Genomic DNA, 17,547 nt, shown 5'->3' on the forward strand with positions numbered 1-17,547 from the left:
CGGCGCCCACGGCGGCGGCGCCCGCCGCGACCGCACCGCCCACGGCCAGGCCGGTTCCGATCGCGGCGCCCGCGCCGAGCTGCGGCCCGCCGGACACGAGGCCGTTGGCGATGCCGGGACCGAAGATGCCGAGACCCAGCAGCGACAGGGCGGCGAGCACAATCGCCATCGCATCGTCGATCGACGGCGTGGCTCCGCCGAAGCCCGTGGTGAACTCGGAGAACAGGGTCGAGCCGATGCCGATGATGACGGCGAGCACCAGCACCTTGATGCCGGATGAGATGACGTTGCCGAGCACCCGTTCGGCCATGAAGGCGGACTTGCCGAACAGGCCGAAGGGGATCAGCACGAAGCCGGCCAAGGTGGTCAGCTTGAACTCGATCAGGGTGATGAAGAGCTGGATGGCGAGGACGAAGAAGGCGAGCAGCACCAGCACCCAGGCGAAGAACATGCAGGCGATCTGGATGAAGTTCTCGAAGAAGGACCAGTAGCCCATCAGGTTCGAGATGGAGTCGAGCAGCGGCCGTCCGGCGTCGAGGCCGGTCTGCGCCACCTTGCCGGGGCGCAGCAGGTCGGTGACGGTGAAGCTCGTGCCGGACGCCTTCAGGCCGAGGCCGGCGAAGCTCTCGAAGACGATGCGGGCGAGGTTGTTCCAGTTCCCGATGATGTAGGCGAAGACGCCGACGAACAGCGTCTTCTTCACCAGCCGGGCGACGATGTTCTCGTCCGCGCCCCAGCTCCAGAACAGGGCGGCGAGCGTCACGTCGATGACGATCAGCGTCGTGGCGATGAATCCGACTTCCGGTCTCAGAAGACCGAAGCCGCCATCGATGTAGCTGGTGAAGACCTCGAGGAAATGGTCGATGACGCCGGTTCCGCCCACGATCAGCGCGCCTCCGGCTTGGCGGGTTCCGCCTGAACGGCGGGCGTGGCGCCGTCGGGAGCCGCATCAGCGGGGGCGTCCGGGAACAGGGTCGTCGGCCCGGCCGGCGCCGATGTCGGGGCCGGCTGACCGAGGAAGCGCCGCCGGCTCTCGGCCCAGACCCGCAGGCAGGACGGATCGCGCGGCCCGGCTTCGCCCAGGCCGCTGCACCGCGCCAGTTCCGCGTCGAGCGGATCGCGCTCCGTGGCGGGCCGAGCCTGCGTCGCGGGGCTGTTTTGCCGGTCGTCCTTACGGGTCATCTCGATCGCGGTCGCCGTGATCGCGACCGCGACGAAGACGAGGGCGCCGAGACGCGCGAGGGTCTTGCCGTCCATCGCGCCGCCCTCAGTTGCCGTGGAACATCTGCGCGTTGCCGGCCTGGTAGCCGCTCCCCGGCGTCAGGAAGCGGCGGCGCTGTTCGCGGCCCTGCTCGGCGGCGGCGGCTTGTTCGGCCGATTGCAGCGCCTGCGCGCGGCCGTTGGCGGTGACGACGGCGGTGAGATCGGCGAGCTGCTGCGCCTGGAGGGCGAGAAGCTGGTTGCCGGCCTGCGTCGCCTGCAAGGCGCCCGTCGCCGATTGGCTGGCGCCGACGAGCGCCGACATCTGCGTGCGGTTGGTGTCGATATTGCCGACGACGGTGGCCTGAAGGCGCATGGCGTCCTGCAGGCCGCCGACCGTGTTCTGCCAGCGGGTCTTGGCGTCCGCGATCAGTTGCGCGTCCGACGCCGACATCGACACGTTGGCGTATTTGGTCTGGAACGCCTGGTCGATCTGCTGGACGCTGTAGGCGATGTTCTGCGCCTGGGCGAGAAGCTGCTGCGTGCGCTGCACGGACTGCTGAAGCTGTTGCAGCGCCGAGTAAGGCAGGCTGGCGAGATTGCGGGCCTGATTGATGAGCATCTGCGCTTCGTTCTGAAGCGAGGTGATCTGGTTCGTGACCTGCTGTAGCGCGCGTGCGGCGGTGAGCACGTTCTGCGCATAGTTCGTCGGGTCATAGACGATCCATTGCGCGTGCGCGGGCGCGGTCCACATCGGGGAGAGCGCGACGGGGGCGATGAGCAGCGCGGCGGCGAGCCGCGCCGCGCGAGAGCGAGGCAGGGTCATGGCAGTTTCTCCGTGAGGGTGAGCGTCGGGATGAGGTCGGCCGCCCAACCGAGGTCGCGGTGGCGCAGCCAGGCGGCGAGGAAGCTGGCCTGCCCATGTTCGGCGAAGAGCCGTGCGATCGCGGATTGGTCGGTTTTGGAGGAAGCGCCGCAGAGCGCGAGGGCGACGTCCGACAGCCCCAGCTCGAACAGGCGATTGCCCCGGCGGCTTTGGCAGTAGTAGTCGCGCTTGGGCATGGCCCGCGCGATGATCTCGATCTGACGGTCGTTGAGGCCGAAGCGCCGATAGATTGCCGTGATCTGCGGCTCGATGGCGCGTTCGTTCGGCAACAGGAGCCGGGTCTGGCAGCTCTCGATGATCGCCGGCGCGATGGCCGAGCCGTCGATGTCGGAAAGCGACTGCGTGGCGAAGATGACGCTGGCGTTCTTCTTGCGCAGGGTCTTCAGCCATTCGCGGAGCTGGCCGGCGAAACCTTCGTCGTCGAGCGCGAGCCAGCCCTCGTCGATGATGAGAAGGGTCGGCGATCCGTCGAGGCGGTCTTCGAGGCGATGGAAGAGATAGGAAAGGACCGCGGGCGCCGCGCCGGTGCCGATCAGCCCTTCGGTCTCGAACGCCTGCACGGTCGCCGTGCCGAGATGCTCGCGTTCGGCGTCGAGCAGCCGCCCATAGGGACCGCCGATGCAATAGGCGCGCAACGCCTGCTTCAGGTCGTTGGACTGGAGCAGGACACAAAGCCCGGTGATGGTGCGTTCCTCGACCGGCGCGGAGACCAGCGAGGTCAGCGCCGTCCAGATGTGCTCCTTCACCTCCGGCGTGATGGCGACGCCTTCGCGCGTCAGGATGGCGACGATCCAGTCGGCGGCCCAGGCGCGCTCGGGAACGTCGTGGATGCGCACCAGCGGCTGAAGGCTGACGGAGGCTTCCGAGCCGTCGGAAAGATCGCCGCCGAGATCGTGCCAGTCGCCGCCCATGGCCAGCGCCGCCGCACGGATCGAGCCGCCGAAATCGAAGGCGAAGACCTGAGCGCCGGCATAGCGGCGGAACTGCAAGGCCATGAGCGCCAGCAGCACGGATTTGCCGGCGCCGGTCGGGCCGACGATCAGGGTATGGCCGACGTCGCCGACGTGAAGGGAAAACCGGAACGGGGTCGAGCCTTCGGTCTTGCCGAAGAGCAGCGGGGGCGCCGCGAAGTGCTCGTCCCGTTCCGGCCCCGCCCACACCGCCGAAAGCGGGATCATGTGGGCGAGATTGAGGGTGGAGATCGGCGGCTGCCGCACGTTGGCGTAAACGTGCCCCGGCAGGCTGCCGAGCCAGGCGTCCACCGCGTTGATGGTTTCGGCCATCGCCGTGAAGTCGCGGCCCTGGATGATCTTCTCGACCAGCCGCAGCTTTTCGTCGGCGGCGCGCGGATCGGCGTCCCACACCGTGACCGTCGCGGTGACATAGGCGATGCCGGCGTAGTCGGCGCCCAGCTCCTGAAGCGCGAGATCGGCGTCCGCCGCCTTGTTCGACGCATCCGTGTCCACGAGGACGGACGCTTCGTTGGTCATCACCTCCTTGAGGATCGCCGCGACGCTCTTGCGCTTGGCGAACCATTGGCGCCGGATCTTGGTCAGCAGCTTCGTCGCGTCGGTCTTGTCGAGCAGGATCGCGCGGGTGGACCAGCGATAAGGGAAGGCCAGCCGGTTCAGCTCGTCGAGCAGGCCGGGCGTGGTGGCGGTCGGGAATCCGGTGATGGTGAGGACGCGCAGATGCGCTTGCCCGAGGCGCGGCTCCAGTCCGCCGGTCAGCGCCTGGTCGGCCAGCAGGGCGTCGAGATAGATCGGGGTTTCGGGGACGCGGACGCGGTGTCGGTGGGTGGAGACGCAGCCGTGCAGGTAAGTCAGCGTCTCGCCGTCATCGAGCCAGCGACATTCCGGCATGAAGGCTTCGACCAGGCGCAGCAGCCGATCGGTGCGGTCGGTGAAGCCGCCCAGCGCCTCGTGCGGATCGAGGCCCTTCTGATCGCGGCCCTCATAGAGCCAGCTTTCCGCGCGGGCGGCGTCTTCGGCCGGCGGCAGCCAGGCGAAGGTCAGGAAGTAGCTGGACTCGAAGTGCGCGCCGGCTTCCTCGAAATCGGCCTTGCGCTCGGCGTCGACCAGCGCCGACGCGGCGTCTGGAAAATGGCTGTCGGGATAGCGGTTGGAGGGATGGCGCTGCGCTTCGACGAAGATCGCCCAGCCCGAGCCGAGGCGACGGAAGGCGTTGTTGAGTCGGCCGGCGACGGCGACCAGCTCGGCCGGCACGGCGGAATCGAGATCGGGACCACGAAAGCGCGCGGTGCGCTGGAAGCTGCCGTCTTTGTTGAGGACGATGCCTGAGCCGACCAGCGCCGCCCAGGGCAGGAAGTCCGCGAGCCGGCTGTTCTTGTTGCGATACTCGGCGAGGTTGATCATCGGCGCTCCCCCTTTCAGACCGTGAGGTGCGCGGGGATGCGCAGGTGGCGGCGGCCGACGTCGACGAAGAGCGGATCGCGCTTGGCCGCCCACACCGCCGCGAAATGGCCGATGGCCCAGATGGCGAGGCCGACCAGCCAGAGGCGCAGGCCGAGGCCGAGCGCGCCGGCCAGCGTGCCGTTCATGATGGCGATGGCGCGCGGAGCGCCGCCGAGCAGGATCGGCTCGGACAGCGCCCGGTGGACCGGCACGGTGAAGCCAGGCACGTCGTCGGCCACGAGCGCCATCAGACCAGCGCCCCGCCGCCGAACGAGAAGAACGACAGGAAGAAGCTCGACGCCGCAAAGGCGATCGACAGGCCGAACACGATCTGGATCAGACGGCGGAAGCCGCCGCTGGTGTCGCCGAAGGCCAGCGTCAGGCCGGTCGTGATGATGATGATGACCGCGATGATCTTGGCGACCGGACCTTCGATCGACTGCAGAATGGATTGCAGCGGCGCTTCCCACGGCATCGACGAGCCGGTGGCGTGGGCGGGCGCGGCCATCATCACGGAGAGCGTGGCGACGGACAGCGCCGTGACGAGGCGACGGCGCGTTTGGTGCAGGCGTTGGATCATGGGGTTTCTCCTTCGGGGCTGGCGGGGATGAGAGAGGTCGCGAGGCGGTCGCTCCCGGAGGCCGGGGCGAAGACGACGGGCGTGACGCGGTAGTCGCCGTCCGGGCCGAGGCCCTCGACACGGACGAGTTCGCAGAGCCGGCGCGCGGAGCCGCGGCCGGAGAGCACGGCGACGAGGTCGATCGTCTCGGCGATCAGCGCGCGCGGGACGGTGACGACGGCTTCCTGGATGAGCTGTTCCAAGCGCCGCAGCGCGCCGATGGCGCTGCCGGCGTGGATCGTGCCGACGCCGCCGGGATGGCCGGTGCCCCAGGCTTTGAGGAGGTCGAGCGCCTCGGCGCCGCGCACCTCGCCGACCGGGATGCGGTCGGGGCGCAGACGCAAGCTGGAGCGGACGAGATCCGACAGCGAGGCGACGCCATCCTTCGTCCGCATGGCGACGAGGTTGGGCGCGGCGCATTGCAGCTCGCGCGTATCCTCGATGATGACGACGCGATCGGCGGTCTTCGCCACCTCGGCCAACAGCGCGTTGGTGAGCGTCGTCTTGCCGGTCGAGGTGCCGCCGGCGACCAGGATGTTGGCGCGGGACGCGACGCCCGCGCGCAGCGCCTCAGCCTGGGCGGCGGACATGATCCCGGCGCCGACGTAATCGTCCAACGTGAAGACGGCGACGGCGGGCTTGCGGATGGCGAAAGCCGGGGCCGCCACCACGGGCGGCAAAAGGCCCTCGAACCGCTCCCCCGTTTCGGGCAGCTCGGCCGAGACGCGCGGGCTGCCGGCATGAACCTCGGCGCCGACATGGTGCGCGACCAGGCGCACGATGCGTTCGCCATCGGCTGGGGACAGATGTTCGCCGGTATCGGCCAGCCCTTCGGACAGCCGGTCGATCCAGATGCGCCCGTCGGGGTTCAGCATCACCTCGACGACGGAGGCGTCTTCCAGAAACCGGGCGATGGCGGGGCCAAGCGCGGTGCGCAGCATCCGCGCGCCACGCGCCAGGCCCTCTGAATTGTTCTGTGAAATCGCCATCCGATCCCCGATCCAGCCGGGGAGAGATCAGACGGTCCCCGGACGGGGATGATTAAAAGAGCCAGAAATCAGGCCGGCTCAACAAGGATTTGAGAGTGTAGTAGTGTAGCGTGCAAATACAGGAGAACGGCGGGATCGAGTATTTCCCTCGGATGCGATGGGCGTCTTTTATTCGGGATCGGCGAGCTTGCTGCGTCTTGAGTCGATGTCGCGCGACAGGTCTCTGAGGAAGCGATCCCCGGTCGCGAGTTTCCGTCCGAGTGTTTGGAGAAAGCCATCGAACCGTTCCATGCCCTTGGCCCGCGCCGACGCCTGCGCGCTGTCGGACAACGGCGGCGTGATGGTCAGCCAGAAGCGGATGAACAGCGACAGCGTCTCGCCGAGAATGGCGACGTCTTCGTCCATGCCGTCAATCTGGCGACCGATCCGGTCCATGCGGTGAGCGAAGACCGCCTCCAGTCGTTCCGAAGCGTCAGCCGAGAGGAAGGAGGCGACGGCGGCTTCGATGACGGCGGATTTGGAGACGCGGCGCCGGAGCGCCAGGGCCTCGACCTTGGTCAGAAGTTCCGGCTCGAAATAGACGTTCATGCGGGTCTTCATGGCCGGCCCCCTCACAACTCGACGCCATCGGCCGGGTCCATCGTCGCCTGCCGGGCGACGGATGTGACCTGAAGGCGAAGACTGCGGGCCTTGGCGGCGTCTATGTCCGGGTCGTCTTCAAGCAGGTCGAACTCTCCGATCACCGGGCGCTCGGGCGGCGCGATCTCCTCATGGTCCGGCAATTCCGGCTCGCGGCGGATGCCGGCGTTGGCCGGATCGGCGATCACGTCGGTTGCGCTTCTCGGCGTCGCGCCCGCGGATGTCGCCGGGATCGCTAACGCCGACCAATCGTCGGCGGGGGGCTTCGCCGACCCTTTCGTCCCTGCCGATTTCGGCGGCGGCAGGATGCGTTCGCAGAACCGCGCATCCTCGTAGTAGCGTGCCTTCTTCGCCCGCACCGGCGGCACGCCCGCGACCAGCAGCAATTCGTCGGTGGGCGGGAGCTGCATCACTTCGCCGGAGGTGAGCAGCGGCCTGGCCGTCTCCTGCCGCGACACCATCAGATGCCCGAGCCAAGGCGAAAGCCTGTGGCCGGCATAGTTGGTGGAATCGCGCATCTCGGTCGCGGTGCCGAGCGCGTCCGACACGCGCTTGGCGGTGCGCTCGTCGTTGGTGGCGAAGGCGACGCGCACATGGCAGTTGTCGAGCACGCTGTTGTTCGCACCATAAGCCTTTTCGATCTGGTTGAGGCTCTGCGCGATCAGGAAGGATTTGATGCCGTAGCCCGCCATGAAGGCCAGGGCGGACTCGAAGAAATCGAGGCGGCCGAGCGCCGGAAACTCATCCAGCATCAACAGCAGCCGATGGCGATTGGCCGAAGTCTTCAGGTCTTCGGTCAACCGCCGCCCGACCTGATTGAGCAGCAGGCGGATCAGCGGTTTGGTGCGGTTGATGTCGCTGGGCGGCACGACGAGATAGAGGCTGACGGGTTTGTCTCCCGCAACGAGATCGGCGATGCGCCAGTCGCAGCGCGACGTCACCTTCGCCACGACGGGATCGCGGTAGAGACCGAGGAAGGACATGGCGGTGGAGAGCACGCCCGATCGCTCATTTTCTGATTTGTTGAGCAGCTCGCGCGCCGACGAGGCGATGACGGGATGAACGCCGGCTTCGCGTAGATGCGGCGTGTTCATCATGGCGCGCAGCGTCGCTTCGACGGGGCGCTTCGGGTCGGAGAGAAAATTGGCGACGCCGGCGAGCGTTTTGTCGGGCTCGGCGTAGAGAACATGCAGGATCGCGCCGACCAGCAACGAATGGCTGGTCTTTTCCCAATGGTTGCGCTTGTCGAGCGCGCCTTCGGGATCGACGAGAATGTCGGCGATGTTCTGCACGTCGCGGACTTCCTTGTCGCCGCGCCGGACTTCCAGCAGCGGATTGTAGGCCGACGACGCCGGATCGGTCGGATCAAAGAGCAGCACGCGGCCATGCCGGGACCGGAAACCGGCGGTCAGGCCCCAATTCTCGCCCTTGATGTCGTGGATGATCGTGCTGCCCGGCCAGGTCAGCAGCGTCGGCACGACGAGACCGACGCCCTTGCCCGATCTGGTCGGCGCGAAACACAAGACATGCTCAGGGCCGTCGTGTCGGAGATAGTCGCGGCCGTAGCGGCCGAGGATCACGCCGTCCGCACCGAGCAATCCGGCGGCCCTGATCTCATCCGGCACGGCCCAGCGCGCCGAGCCATAGGTGACAATATTCTTGGCGTCTCGCGCCCGGATCACCGAGAGGGTGATGGCGACGGCGATCGAGATGAACCCGCCCGACACCGTGATATAGGCGCCTTCGATGAAGATCGACGGCGCATAGGCGTCGTAGCAGTACCACCACCAGAAGAAGATCGGCGGGTAATAGACCGGCCAGCCCGCCAGCTCGAACCACGGCTGCCCGAGCTGCGCCTGAAAGCCGAGGCGCCACGCCGTCCATTCCGTCGCGCACCAGATGGCGGTGAGCACGATGGACAGGACGATGGCGACTTGTCCCCAAAGGACACGGCTTCCAGACATGAAGGCTCCGATCGGCAAAAGAGACGGAGCCGATCAGAGAATATCCGTTCTGACGAGAAGCAATAGAAAATCCGAGGCGTCGAGGTTTCGGATGCCATGGCTGACAAAACGGACGGTTCGTGTTGTGTCGTCGCACCTCGACTACCGTCTTCGCCGGACGCGCACGCTACCGGCGTCCGCGCGCCCTTGGGGGACCGCCCAGCCTGACAAGGTCGGGGATTCAGTCTAGCTGTCACGATGAATGAAGGTGGAGCCCCAGGTTGGCGAGCGACCAGCGACCCGACACGGATGATGGCGGCGCCTGGCTGCGCCGGCTTGACGGCGCGCAGGCTATTCGCGTGCGTAGCGTCATCCGCTATCTGGAGAACGGCGGCCAATTGATCGCCGTTCGCCTGGTCGAGGTCGCGGACGTTTTCTACAGCGTGTGGCTTCGGCTGGCCGACCGGCCCGGCGAGTTCCGCCTGAACCAGTTCCACGCCGACCAGCCCAAGACCTTTAAGGACGTGGCCCGAGCCATCGCCTTCCTGCGCAACGACTTCCGCTATTTCGGCGTAATCTGCGTCGCCACCGACCGGCGACAGGCCACGCCAGGGCGCAGTCTCGATCCCATGGCCTGACAACCGCGCCGCGGGCATCAAATCGCCAACCCCCTTTGTCGGCCCAACTGCCACGACACCGATCCGCCCTGCACGACGCCCATGACTTCGCGGCCAAGCTGGCGGTCGATGACCGGCCGCCAAGGGACCAGGGTGAACTCGTGGGACTTCTCGACGATGGCGAACTTGCCGCTCGATAGCTGGGCGGTTCCGGTGAAGGCGCCGGTCACGGTCTCGCCGTCAGCCGCCATACGGAACGGCAACGATTTCTTCGCCGCCAATTCCTCACCCGTGCGGGCGACTTCACGCTCCTGAAGCGTGGCGATCAGGTTGCGTCGATAGGTGGTGCGGCCGTCTGGTTGCCGGGCGGCGTCGCCTTGGTCGATGTGATGTTCGCGGCGACGTTCCATCGCCTCGCGCACCTGTTCGCCGAAGCCGGACGGCGATAGGTCGGAGTTGTCCGCGCTGAGCAGCCGCCGGTCTAGCCAGGTCGCACCGTCCGATCCCACCTGGCGTTCAAGGTCGAAGGTCGAGAGGATGCGAATGTTGGCGTGGCCGTTGCGCCCCGCGTCATGAGCGGCGGCCCGCGCCTCGAAGTCCGGGGGGATGCGCCACTGGTCGGCGTCGACGCGCTCCGCGATCCCGGCGCGGCGCAAGGACTCCAGCCGCCGGACGTGGGCATCCACGAAGCCCTCATAGTCGCCGTTCGGCACATGGCCGTCGAACCGCGCCTGCTCGAGATGGCGGCTCGGCCGATAGACGCCATTCTCGGCGATGCCGGCGATGGCGCGATCGGAGGGACGGCCAGCGCTGTCCGGCGGCCTGATCTCGACGACGCTGCCGATGTGGGCGCCTTCGACGCGGGCCGCGTCGAAGCCGGACACATGGTGCGTGCGACCGTCGATCCCATCGACCACCAACGTCAGGCTGTCGCCCAGCTCGTCGGAAAGATGTTTGTCGATGACGCGGCCGACGATGGGCGTCGCCGGCGGGGCGTCGTGGATCACGAAGCTCATCGGGTCGCGCTCGGCGTTCTCGGCCCGCAGCGCCTGCTGCATGGTGCGGATGATGTCGCCGCGCTCGCCCATCTCGCGCAGGGTCGGTTCCAGCCGGTCGCTCAATTCCCAGACGCCGGGCGCATGTTCGGCGGCGAGCCCCATGTCGCCGAGCTTGCCGAGACGGCGCAGGCGTAGCGTCCGGTCGGATTGGCCGTGCAGGTCGTCAGGTTCGTGGCGCAGGTCGATGATGCGGTCCTCGGCCTCGGCGATCATCGCGCGGTCGATGCGGGTGAGCCGGTCCTGGTCGATTTCGGCCATGAGCTTGCGGCGTTGCTCGATCTCGGTGACGGGTCCGAGTTCGAGCGTCGCCAGTTCGCTCGCCCGCTCACGGACGCCATTGGCGAGATAGTCGCCATTGATGACGAGATCCTCGCCCAAGGCGTCGCGGCCGTTGACGATGACATGGACGTGGGGGTGGCCGGTGTTGTGGTGATTGACGGCGACCCAATCGAGCTTCGTGCCGAGGTCGGTTTCGACCTGGGCCATCAGATCACGGGTGTAGCCGGTCAGGTCGGCGAGGTCGGCGGCGTCTTCCGGCGAGACGATGAATCGGAACTGATGGCGATCGTCCTGGCCGCGATCGAGGAAGGCGTCGCCATCGGCGCGATCCTCCGTCGCCGAATAGATCAGGCCGCGCTCGCCGTCGCGGGCCGTGCCGTCGCGCTGGATGTAGCGCAGATGGGCGGCGGCCTTGCCGCTGCGGCCGGCGGCGCGCACCGACCGGGATTTGACGACGACGCGGCGGGCGCCAGGCTGGCGATGGCTCCAGCCGTTCGACAGGTTGCGGGTGCGCACGAAGGATGCACCGCGCCCGCGCTGCACACCTCGGCCGGACGCGACGACGCTCCGACCATTCACCGACCGGCTGGGGCCGCCACCCTTGGCGGAGCGGCTTCGGCCCGTCCCGGCCTGCTGCTGGCGGGCGATCTTGCGAACCTTGCTGAGGAAGCTTTTGGCCTGGCCCGCTTTGGCGCCCTTGGAGCGGATGCGGCCTGGCCTCGGCCGGAAGTGATCGTCGTCGTCGCTCACGGTCGCCGATCCGCCCAAAATCGCCGATTTCGGGCAGGAGTGCCGCGAAAAACGTGGAAAATGCTGGCTTTTTCTCCTCTCGCGGCACCATGCCGGTCTGGCGACGGTGCCGCCCAAAACAGTGTGCAGACAAGGGCTTGCCCTGCGGATCGGACCCATGGGGTGCCGTCCGCTTTAATCTTGCCCTCCCGCCTTCCTCCCTGTTCCGCCTCATCTGCCGATGGATGAGACTGTCGCCAGCCCCATTCCCTGCACACCGAAACCTCCTGCCGGGCGGACATGATCGCAGCCCTCATGGCTGCCGTCCCGTGCCCGCCCGCGCGACGAACAGACCGTCGGACTGCGGAACGATGGCAGAGACATCGCGCACGTCCGGCGCCGTGTCGGTGTCGCTGGAAGTGCGTTCGGCCGGCAAAGGACCGACGGCCGGTCCACGCTCCGACTGCGCGACGAACAGCGGCGCGCGCGTCCAGGCGAGCGGATCGGCGGCGGCGACCAGGACCGGCGCGGGGGCATCGCCATCGCCGAGCAACGACGCGACGCTGGCGACATAGGCGCGCGTTTCGGCCGGCAGAGGACGGCCCTTCAGCGAGTCCTCGTAGCGGCCTGGACCGGCGTTATAGGCCGCGATCCAGCCGGGCGAGCCGTAGCGGCCGTACAGCTCGCGGATATAGGCCGCGCCGGCGATGATGTTGTCGCGCAGATCGTAAGGATCGGCGCCGAGGCGATAGCGATCACGCAAACCCGCCCATGTCTCCGGCATGATCTGCATCAATCCCATCGCGCCCTTGGGCGAGACGGCGTGGGGATCGCCATTGCTTTCGGCCGTCATCACCGCGCGAATCCAGGCTGCGGGAAGCTCGAAGCGCTGCGCCGCCTTGGCGACGAGTTCGCCGAGGAGATCGCGGGTGGGGGATGGGGCGATGCTCGGCGGTTGCGCGAACGCCGGAACCGGCGGCGCGCAACCGACCGACAGGCCGATAAGGAGAAGAAGCGAGGCCCGCCGCATCGCGTCAGTCCTTCCGGTCACGCTTCTGCGGACGGCTCCAATGCAGCGACCAGGCGCTGCCCGCATCGTCGTCGCGGAACAGATTGGCGCGGATCGGACGCGGCAAGGCCGGATCGTCGATCAGCAAAGCGATGTATTCGCCGGCGCGCTCGCCGGTGCGTTTCCAGCCCGCGCCGATCTCCGGGCCGGCGTCGTCGCCATGATGGATGCGATAGTCCGGGGCGTTCTCCGTATCCGACGACGGAGCGGGGACGACGGTGACGTCCCGGTAGAGCGTGAGGGTATGGATGCGCCCGACAAAGCCGGACTGCTCGCGGGTGAAGGCGCCGATCTGCGACATGACTGTCTCCATGGCGGTGGGGTTGGAAAGCCGTCGGCGGGCACCGCTCCCGACGACGGAAAGCGGTCAGCGTGTCGCCGCGCGCCAGACGAAGCGGCCGTCGCCGTCCTCGTCGGTGTAGAGCGGCGTCGCCTTGCCGATGACGGCGCGCGCCGGAAGCGGGCCGAAATAGCGGCCGTCCAGGCTGTCGCGGACATCGGGGTTCATGAGGAAAACCTGCCCGTCGCCGATGCGCTGGCAGCCCTGCCAGACGGGCAGCGGACGGCCGAGCCGATCGCGGTCGAGCGCCTCGCCGAGCGGCACGGCGTCGACGGTCACGGTGTCGCCGGCGCGGCAGACCTGCTGGCCGGGAAGGCCCATGACGCGCTTCATCAGCGGCACGTTGCGGCCGATGTAGCCGCGCCCGACCATGAAGTCGGAAAGCGGCTTGTCCGGCATGGCGGCGACGAGATCGCCGATCGCCAGATGGCGCGGCGGTGCGAGGTCATAGAGGCCGATCGGCACGCTGGCGGAGGCGTTCCAGACGAGGCGCGGCGCGATGGGGATGAAGGCGGCGATGGCGATGGCCATCGTCAGGACGTAGGTCGTCATGACATAGCCGAAGCGGGTCATGGTGCGATCTCCCGCCGCTTGAGCCACGCCGCATGGCGCTCCGGCGTGTAGGCGCGCGGCTCATGCCCGGCGCCGATCCGGTTGCCGACGTGCCGCCAGTGATCGGGAGCCACGTCGCAGGCGTCGATGCCGAGGGCTTCCACGGCGTCGATGTGGCGAAGCACCTGTTCGACCTTGGGCCAGCCCTCGATCTTCAGCAGGATCTCGCCGCCGGGGCGCACGAAGGGGAGTGTCTGGTAGGCTTCGCCCGGCGCCGTGGCGCGCACGATGTCGATGCGCGAGATGATCGTGCCGAAGTCGTTGGCGGCCCAGCGCACGAAAGCGAAGAGGCTGCCTGGCCGGTAAGAGAGGACGCGGCGGCGGCGATCGAGCACCTGCTCATGGGCTTCGCGGCCGAACCTGATCCAGTTCTCGATCCGCTTCTCGAGATGGGTCAGCTCGACATGGGTGAGACGGTCGGCGAGCTGCGCGCGCGGCGTGGCGCCGTCCTGCGCGCGGGGAACCGCGGCGCTCGTCATGATGGGTCTCCTTCGGTGGTCGGGGGAAATTCGCGGGCGAGCAGCTCGCGCAGCATGTCGGCGACCGTGACGCCGCGACCGAAGGCGGCGATCTTGATCCGGCCGCGCAGCGCCGGCGTCACGTCGATGGTGAGCCGGGCGGTGAAGTCGCTGGCGTCGCCGTCGCGCGTCGGCGCGTCGGCCGCCTTGATCCAGCGGTCGGGATCGCCGGGCCGGGCGGCGAAGCCATTGCGGCGCGGACGCACGCTCATCGCGCCGCCTTCCCGATGCGGAGGGCGTCGATCGCATCCGCCAGCGCGGCGATCTCGCGCGCGGCGGGCGTGTCGTCGTCCAGCTCTGAGACGAGCCGGCCGGACTGCGCGGCGACCGCGAAGGCGACGCGCTGGCCGATGGCGGCGGCAAGGACGGGGGGATCGTGATCGGCCAATGTCTCGGCCGTCTCGCGGGCGAGCACGGTGCGCGCTGCGCAACGGTTGAGCACGAAGCGCGCGACCAGCTCGGGCCGGTAGATGCGCGCCTCGGCGAGGAGCGCCAGCATCTCGGCGGAGGCCCAGCCGTCGAACGGCGACGGCTGCACGGGGATCAGCACCAGGTCGGCCGCGAGCAGCGCCGAGCGCATGAGGCCGGCGACGCGCGGCGGGCCGTCGATCACGACGTGATCGACGTCGCGCGCCAGCTCGGGCGCTTCCCGGTGGAGCGTGTCGCGGGCCAGGCCGATGACGCCGAACAGCCGAGGGACGCCTTCCCGCACGCGCTGCTGCGACCAGTCGAGCGCCGAGCCTTGCGGGTCGGCATCGACCAGCGTGACGCGCTTTCCCCTCCCGGCCCATTCGCCGGCGAGATTGAGCGCCAGCGTCGTCTTGCCGACGCCGCCCTTCTGGTTGAGGAGCGCGACGATCATCGGCGGCCTCCCGGACGGGAGCTGAAGGGCCGTTGCGGGAGGGGGTGCGTGTCGGCGGCTTTGGTGCGCCGTTTGCCGGTGACGCTGAGCGCGTTCGTGGCTTGCCGGACGAGGTTTTCCACCTCGCTGGCGCGCTCTTCAAGGTTAGATTCTTCGTTAGACTCTAAGTTAAGGCTGAGGTTTTCGCTTTGCGTTCCGCGCGTTAAGGCGAGTTTCGGTTCCCGTTGGCACGAGAGGGCGGTTCCTGATGGCACGCGCCCTCGGGTTCCCGATGGCACGAAGCCGTCCACAGCTTTTCCACAGGCCGGCCTCGGCTCGAAGGCCAGCAGCGTGCGACCGCCGGCTTCGATCTCCAGGAACAGCGTGTAGCCGGGGAGCGGTTGGCGGCGGATGATGTCGCGCAGCTCGAAGGCGAAGCGCTTAAAGGGCGAGAGCGCGCCGGATTTCTGGTGGAGGTGGCGGAAGTCGAAGCGCCAGCCCTTGCGCTGACGGCCGCCATGCTTGCGGACGATCCGGTAGAGCCAGCGGTCGAGACCTCCGGTCAGGCCGAAATAGGCGCGGTCGATGGTCAGCACGAGCGCGTCGTCGAGGACGGCCTGGTAGAACCAGTCGGGCACGATCAGCTCGATCCCGTCGGGCTTGCCGTTGCGGTCGGTGCGCTCCTTCCACTCGTTGATCCAGGAGAAGCGATGCCGCCGGCCCTCGGCGGGTTGCCGGATCGAGGTGCAGATCGTCGTCGATTGCAGCCGATCGAGCGCGGCCTTGAGGCGCTGGTAGTCGCGCAGGGATGTCCCGCGGCCGATGAATTTTAGGATTTCATAGGGGGTGGCGACCATCAGGCGCGAGGTGCGCAGGCTCGCGTCGCGGGCCTCGACGATCTGGCTCGCCGCCCAGATCAGGATGTCGGCGTCCCAGATGGTCGCCATGCCATGATCGGGCACGGCCTCGACGCGGATCGACACGCCGGCGGCGTAGAAGTCGATCGGCGCGGTGCGGTGGGACTTGGAGAGAGAGAAGAAGGGATAGGCCATGAGATCCTGCGCGTCTCGGGCGGCGAACTCGCCGGGGAGCGCCCGGAACAGGTCGAGCTGTCCGCGCTCCGATAGGTGCTGTTGCCGCGCCGCCATTCGGGGGGTCGCCGGCGATCAGCGCGGGTGTCGGCTGGCGCGGGCCGGCGGCGCGGGCGTGTGACGCTTGGCGGGAAGGATCGAGCCGCGCGGATCGGAGGTCGAGGTGACGGCGCCGCGCGCGGCCCAGGCTTCGAGATCGTCGACGGCATAGACGACGCGACCGCCGAGCTTGCGATAGGCTGGGCCGGTGCCGTAGGTCCGGTGCTTTTCGAGGGTGCGCGAGGAAAGGCTGAGGAACTCGGCGGCTTCCTTGGTGCGCAGGAAGCGCGGCGGGAGAACGGCGAGGTCGGGTCGCATGGATGGGGCCTCCGTGAGCTTCGTGAAGGCCGCTGGCGATGAGCGGCGGACGAAGGCCACGATGGCGAAGCAGGACCGGCGAGATGCAGGGCGAAGTCAGGGGGGCCTAAAATCGCCCACCGGCTATGGCGTCGGCGCGATCAGCCTGGCCGGCGATGTCGCAGCAAAGCGCGATAGCCGCCGGCGATCATGGCGCGCGCATCCCGCAGCAGGGTTTTGATGGCGTGGCGGGCGGAAGCGTCCTGCCACGCCTGGCGATCGAGCTGGGCGATGTGGAAGACGACCTGCGCGATCTCGCGCTGCGTCGCGCCATCACGATAGCCGTCGAAGCATTGCAGCATCCTGCGCAATCGCAGGCGCTGTTGCGCGGTCAGCCGTGTGTCGGGCGGGATGGTCCGGCCGTGAAGGGCCGCCAGCAGGCGATAAAGGGATTCGAGCCGGTCGAATCCCTCGCGGTTCAGGGGAATGACTGCGGCGAGGGGCTTGCCGATCGACGCGGCCGTCTCGACGACGAGCTGGAGGCGCTGGCCGTCGCCGAGGTCGTAGAGGAGGACGTCTTCGTCATCGTCTGCGATGCGGTAGGCGACGTCGAAGGCCGGTCGCGGATCGCCGTCCGTGACGAGACGCCTGGGAGCCGGCCGCAGGAAGACGGCGCTCGTATCGTCCTCGGGCAGCCAGACGATGCGGGCTTCAGATGGAGGCGCCAGCGGGTCCACGGGGAAATCGCAACCCCCATCGCCGCCGGATCTTGTCGGTCAGGGTCTGGAGGTCGGCCTTCGCCTCGCTCAATTCCTGGTAGTCTTCGTCATAGGCATCGTTGCGTCGGAGCCACTCCCAGGCGAGATCGGACGCGCTCATCTCGGCGACATGCTCATAGGCGTCGGACGAACGCCATCCCGCTGCACTCGGTGTCATTACGATCCTCCCTCGGCATTTTTTCGCACTTGTGGGGGAATCAGGATTCCTGACGAGGCCGCCCGGCGGAACCTAGGCCATGGGCAAAGAGCGATGCCCAATCGGCATCGCGGCGGTCAATGTCGAGGACGAGTCAACTCACGGTAGCCCTGTTCCGTCATCCAGCGCGCCCGCGCCAGATGCGAGTCGTGAACATGACGGCAGCGCTGCGGATCGTGCGCGGGATCAAGGCCGAAAATGACCTGGACGGCCTCCTGCCAGTCGGCGCCGTCGCGGGCCGAGTCGAGCAAACGCAAATAGAGCGTCATGTGCTCACGGTCATAGGCCGTGAGCGACGGGCTGATCGGCGGCTCGTCGAGAAATGCGGGCGTTTGCTGTCCCATAGGGCGACTATAATCGCTCGACGGAGTTCCGTTAACAGCAACGCTGGG

22 protein-coding genes are annotated in these 17,547 nt (G+C 68.0%); 1 reads left to right on the forward strand and 21 read right to left on the reverse strand.

The genetic code is table 11. The features are described 5' to 3' along the window. From trbL to ACE3S9_RS00045, 9 genes are all read right to left on the reverse strand, one after another. Nucleotides 1-883: P-type conjugative transfer protein TrbL (gene trbL / locus ACE3S9_RS00005; RefSeq protein ID WP_374544367.1), on the reverse strand; the 883-nt coding region annotated here is incomplete at its 3' end. Nucleotides 884-885: 2 nt separating this feature from the next. Further along, entirely contained in the window at nt 886-1,257 is a 372-nt protein-coding gene (trbK-alt, locus tag ACE3S9_RS00010; protein ID WP_374544368.1) for a putative entry exclusion protein TrbK-alt, read from the reverse strand. Nucleotides 1,258-1,267: 10 nt separating this feature from the next. Next, the gene (trbJ, locus tag ACE3S9_RS00015) at nt 1,268-2,026 is read right to left on the reverse strand and encodes a P-type conjugative transfer protein TrbJ (RefSeq protein WP_374544369.1); all 759 of its coding nucleotides are present in this window, start codon (nt 2,024-2,026) and stop codon (nt 1,268-1,270) included. Next, nucleotides 2,023-4,461, reverse strand: coding sequence for a conjugal transfer protein TrbE (gene trbE / locus ACE3S9_RS00020; RefSeq protein ID WP_374544370.1), 2,439 nt, complete (start codon nt 4,459-4,461; stop codon nt 2,023-2,025). The genes trbJ and trbE overlap by 4 nt, the downstream gene beginning before the upstream one ends. A gap of 14 nt (nt 4,462-4,475) precedes the next feature. Beyond that, entirely contained in the window at nt 4,476-4,748 is a 273-nt protein-coding gene (locus ACE3S9_RS00025) for a VirB3 family type IV secretion system protein (RefSeq protein WP_374544371.1), read from the reverse strand. Next, nucleotides 4,748-5,080 carry a TrbC/VirB2 family protein gene (locus ACE3S9_RS00030; RefSeq protein WP_374544372.1) on the reverse strand — a complete coding sequence of 111 codons (333 nt, stop codon included), beginning with the start codon at nt 5,078-5,080 and terminating at the stop codon, nt 4,748-4,750. The genes ACE3S9_RS00025 and ACE3S9_RS00030 overlap by 1 nt, the downstream gene beginning before the upstream one ends. Continuing rightward, complete coding sequence (gene trbB / locus ACE3S9_RS00035; protein WP_374544373.1) at nt 5,077-6,108, reverse strand: P-type conjugative transfer ATPase TrbB; 1,032 nt, start codon at nt 6,106-6,108, stop codon at nt 5,077-5,079. Before trbB ends, ACE3S9_RS00030 begins: the two co-directional genes overlap by 4 nt. 168 nt (nt 6,109-6,276) lie before the next feature. Next, nucleotides 6,277-6,708 carry a CopG family transcriptional regulator gene (locus ACE3S9_RS00040; RefSeq protein WP_374544374.1) on the reverse strand — a complete coding sequence of 144 codons (432 nt, stop codon included), beginning with the start codon at nt 6,706-6,708 and terminating at the stop codon, nt 6,277-6,279. 11 nt (nt 6,709-6,719) lie between these two features. Next, nucleotides 6,720-8,711, reverse strand: coding sequence for a conjugal transfer protein TraG (locus ACE3S9_RS00045; protein ID WP_374544375.1), 1,992 nt, complete (start codon nt 8,709-8,711; stop codon nt 6,720-6,722). 260 nt (nt 8,712-8,971) lie between these two features. Between ACE3S9_RS00045 and ACE3S9_RS00050 the strand changes: the two genes are divergently transcribed. Continuing rightward, nucleotides 8,972-9,328: a hypothetical protein gene (locus tag ACE3S9_RS00050; RefSeq protein ID WP_374544376.1), complete on the forward strand. Its 357-nt coding sequence runs from the start codon at nt 8,972-8,974 to the stop codon at nt 9,326-9,328. A 17-nt stretch (nt 9,329-9,345) separates the two neighbouring features. Here ACE3S9_RS00050 and ACE3S9_RS00055 read toward each other — a convergent pair whose 3' ends face one another. The 12 genes from ACE3S9_RS00055 to ACE3S9_RS00110 form a co-directional block, all read right to left on the reverse strand. After that, nucleotides 9,346-11,553 carry a relaxase/mobilization nuclease domain-containing protein gene (locus ACE3S9_RS00055; protein ID WP_374544377.1) on the reverse strand — a complete coding sequence of 736 codons (2,208 nt, stop codon included), beginning with the start codon at nt 11,551-11,553 and terminating at the stop codon, nt 9,346-9,348. 133 nt (nt 11,554-11,686) lie between these two features. Further along, complete coding sequence (locus ACE3S9_RS00060) at nt 11,687-12,403, reverse strand: lytic transglycosylase domain-containing protein (protein ID WP_374544378.1); 717 nt, start codon at nt 12,401-12,403, stop codon at nt 11,687-11,689. Between the two features lie 4 nt (nt 12,404-12,407). Further along, a complete protein-coding gene (locus tag ACE3S9_RS00065) occupies nt 12,408-12,743 on the reverse strand; it encodes a DUF736 domain-containing protein (RefSeq protein WP_374544379.1) in 336 nt (111 codons plus the stop codon). 66 nt (nt 12,744-12,809) lie between these two features. Continuing rightward, complete coding sequence (locus ACE3S9_RS00070) at nt 12,810-13,355, reverse strand: S26 family signal peptidase (protein ID WP_374544380.1); 546 nt, start codon at nt 13,353-13,355, stop codon at nt 12,810-12,812. Beyond that, a complete protein-coding gene (locus ACE3S9_RS00075) occupies nt 13,352-13,873 on the reverse strand; it encodes a DUF2840 domain-containing protein (protein ID WP_374544381.1) in 522 nt (173 codons plus the stop codon). Before ACE3S9_RS00075 ends, ACE3S9_RS00070 begins: the two co-directional genes overlap by 4 nt. After that, on the reverse strand, nt 13,870-14,124 hold the full coding sequence (locus ACE3S9_RS00080) for a hypothetical protein (protein ID WP_374544382.1): 255 nt from the start codon (nt 14,122-14,124) through the stop codon (nt 13,870-13,872). Before ACE3S9_RS00080 ends, ACE3S9_RS00075 begins: the two co-directional genes overlap by 4 nt. Next, nucleotides 14,121-14,774, reverse strand: a complete 654-nt coding sequence (parA, locus tag ACE3S9_RS00085) for a ParA family partition ATPase (RefSeq protein WP_374544383.1) — start codon at nt 14,772-14,774, stop codon at nt 14,121-14,123. The genes ACE3S9_RS00080 and parA overlap by 4 nt, the downstream gene beginning before the upstream one ends. Further along, complete coding sequence (locus ACE3S9_RS00090) at nt 14,771-15,901, reverse strand: replication initiator protein A (RefSeq protein WP_374544385.1); 1,131 nt, start codon at nt 15,899-15,901, stop codon at nt 14,771-14,773. The genes parA and ACE3S9_RS00090 overlap by 4 nt, the downstream gene beginning before the upstream one ends. Before the next feature lie 18 nt (nt 15,902-15,919). Beyond that, nucleotides 15,920-16,201, reverse strand: a complete 282-nt coding sequence (locus ACE3S9_RS00095) for a helix-turn-helix transcriptional regulator (protein WP_374544386.1) — start codon at nt 16,199-16,201, stop codon at nt 15,920-15,922. Nucleotides 16,202-16,341: 140 nt separating this feature from the next. Then, nucleotides 16,342-16,917: a DUF2285 domain-containing protein gene (locus ACE3S9_RS00100; protein WP_374544387.1), complete on the reverse strand. Its 576-nt coding sequence runs from the start codon at nt 16,915-16,917 to the stop codon at nt 16,342-16,344. Next, the gene (locus tag ACE3S9_RS00105; RefSeq protein ID WP_374544388.1) at nt 16,892-17,116 is read right to left on the reverse strand and encodes a transcriptional regulator domain-containing protein; all 225 of its coding nucleotides are present in this window, start codon (nt 17,114-17,116) and stop codon (nt 16,892-16,894) included. Before ACE3S9_RS00105 ends, ACE3S9_RS00100 begins: the two co-directional genes overlap by 26 nt. 116 nt (nt 17,117-17,232) lie before the next feature. Continuing rightward, on the reverse strand, nt 17,233-17,499 hold the full coding sequence (locus ACE3S9_RS00110; protein ID WP_374544389.1) for a DNA -binding domain-containing protein: 267 nt from the start codon (nt 17,497-17,499) through the stop codon (nt 17,233-17,235). Nucleotides 17,500-17,547 lie beyond the last annotated feature (48 nt).

Source organism: Rhodoblastus sp. (assembly GCF_041915505.1).
In the GTDB taxonomy this organism is placed as follows: Bacteria; Pseudomonadota; Alphaproteobacteria; order Rhizobiales; family Beijerinckiaceae; genus Rhodoblastus.

Coding starts and splice junctions, on each gene's coding strand:
- trbK-alt (WP_374544368.1), bottom strand. CDS start 1,257: ATGGACGGCAAGACCCTCGCGCGTCTCGGCGCCCTCGTCTTCGTCGCG.
- trbJ (WP_374544369.1), bottom strand. CDS start 2,026: ATGACCCTGCCTCGCTCTCGCGCGGCGCGGCTCGCCGCCGCGCTGCTC.
- trbE (WP_374544370.1), bottom strand. CDS start 4,461: ATGATCAACCTCGCCGAGTATCGCAACAAGAACAGCCGGCTCGCGGAC.
- ACE3S9_RS00025 (WP_374544371.1), bottom strand. CDS start 4,748: ATGGCGCTCGTGGCCGACGACGTGCCTGGCTTCACCGTGCCGGTCCAC.
- ACE3S9_RS00030 (WP_374544372.1), bottom strand. CDS start 5,080: ATGATCCAACGCCTGCACCAAACGCGCCGTCGCCTCGTCACGGCGCTG.
- trbB (WP_374544373.1), bottom strand. CDS start 6,108: ATGGCGATTTCACAGAACAATTCAGAGGGCCTGGCGCGTGGCGCGCGG.
- ACE3S9_RS00040 (WP_374544374.1), bottom strand. CDS start 6,708: ATGAAGACCCGCATGAACGTCTATTTCGAGCCGGAACTTCTGACCAAG.
- ACE3S9_RS00045 (WP_374544375.1), bottom strand. CDS start 8,711: ATGTCTGGAAGCCGTGTCCTTTGGGGACAAGTCGCCATCGTCCTGTCC.
- ACE3S9_RS00055 (WP_374544377.1), bottom strand. CDS start 11,553: ATGGGTCCGATCCGCAGGGCAAGCCCTTGTCTGCACACTGTTTTGGGC.
- ACE3S9_RS00060 (WP_374544378.1), bottom strand. CDS start 12,403: ATGCGGCGGGCCTCGCTTCTTCTCCTTATCGGCCTGTCGGTCGGTTGC.
- ACE3S9_RS00065 (WP_374544379.1), bottom strand. CDS start 12,743: ATGTCGCAGATCGGCGCCTTCACCCGCGAGCAGTCCGGCTTTGTCGGG.
- ACE3S9_RS00070 (WP_374544380.1), bottom strand. CDS start 13,355: ATGACCCGCTTCGGCTATGTCATGACGACCTACGTCCTGACGATGGCC.
- ACE3S9_RS00075 (WP_374544381.1), bottom strand. CDS start 13,873: ATGACGAGCGCCGCGGTTCCCCGCGCGCAGGACGGCGCCACGCCGCGC.
- ACE3S9_RS00080 (WP_374544382.1), bottom strand. CDS start 14,124: ATGAGCGTGCGTCCGCGCCGCAATGGCTTCGCCGCCCGGCCCGGCGAT.
- parA (WP_374544383.1), bottom strand. CDS start 14,774: ATGATCGTCGCGCTCCTCAACCAGAAGGGCGGCGTCGGCAAGACGACG.
- ACE3S9_RS00090 (WP_374544385.1), bottom strand. CDS start 15,901: ATGGCGGCGCGGCAACAGCACCTATCGGAGCGCGGACAGCTCGACCTG.
- ACE3S9_RS00095 (WP_374544386.1), bottom strand. CDS start 16,201: ATGCGACCCGACCTCGCCGTTCTCCCGCCGCGCTTCCTGCGCACCAAG.
- ACE3S9_RS00105 (WP_374544388.1), bottom strand. CDS start 17,116: ATGACACCGAGTGCAGCGGGATGGCGTTCGTCCGACGCCTATGAGCAT.
- ACE3S9_RS00110 (WP_374544389.1), bottom strand. CDS start 17,499: ATGGGACAGCAAACGCCCGCATTTCTCGACGAGCCGCCGATCAGCCCG.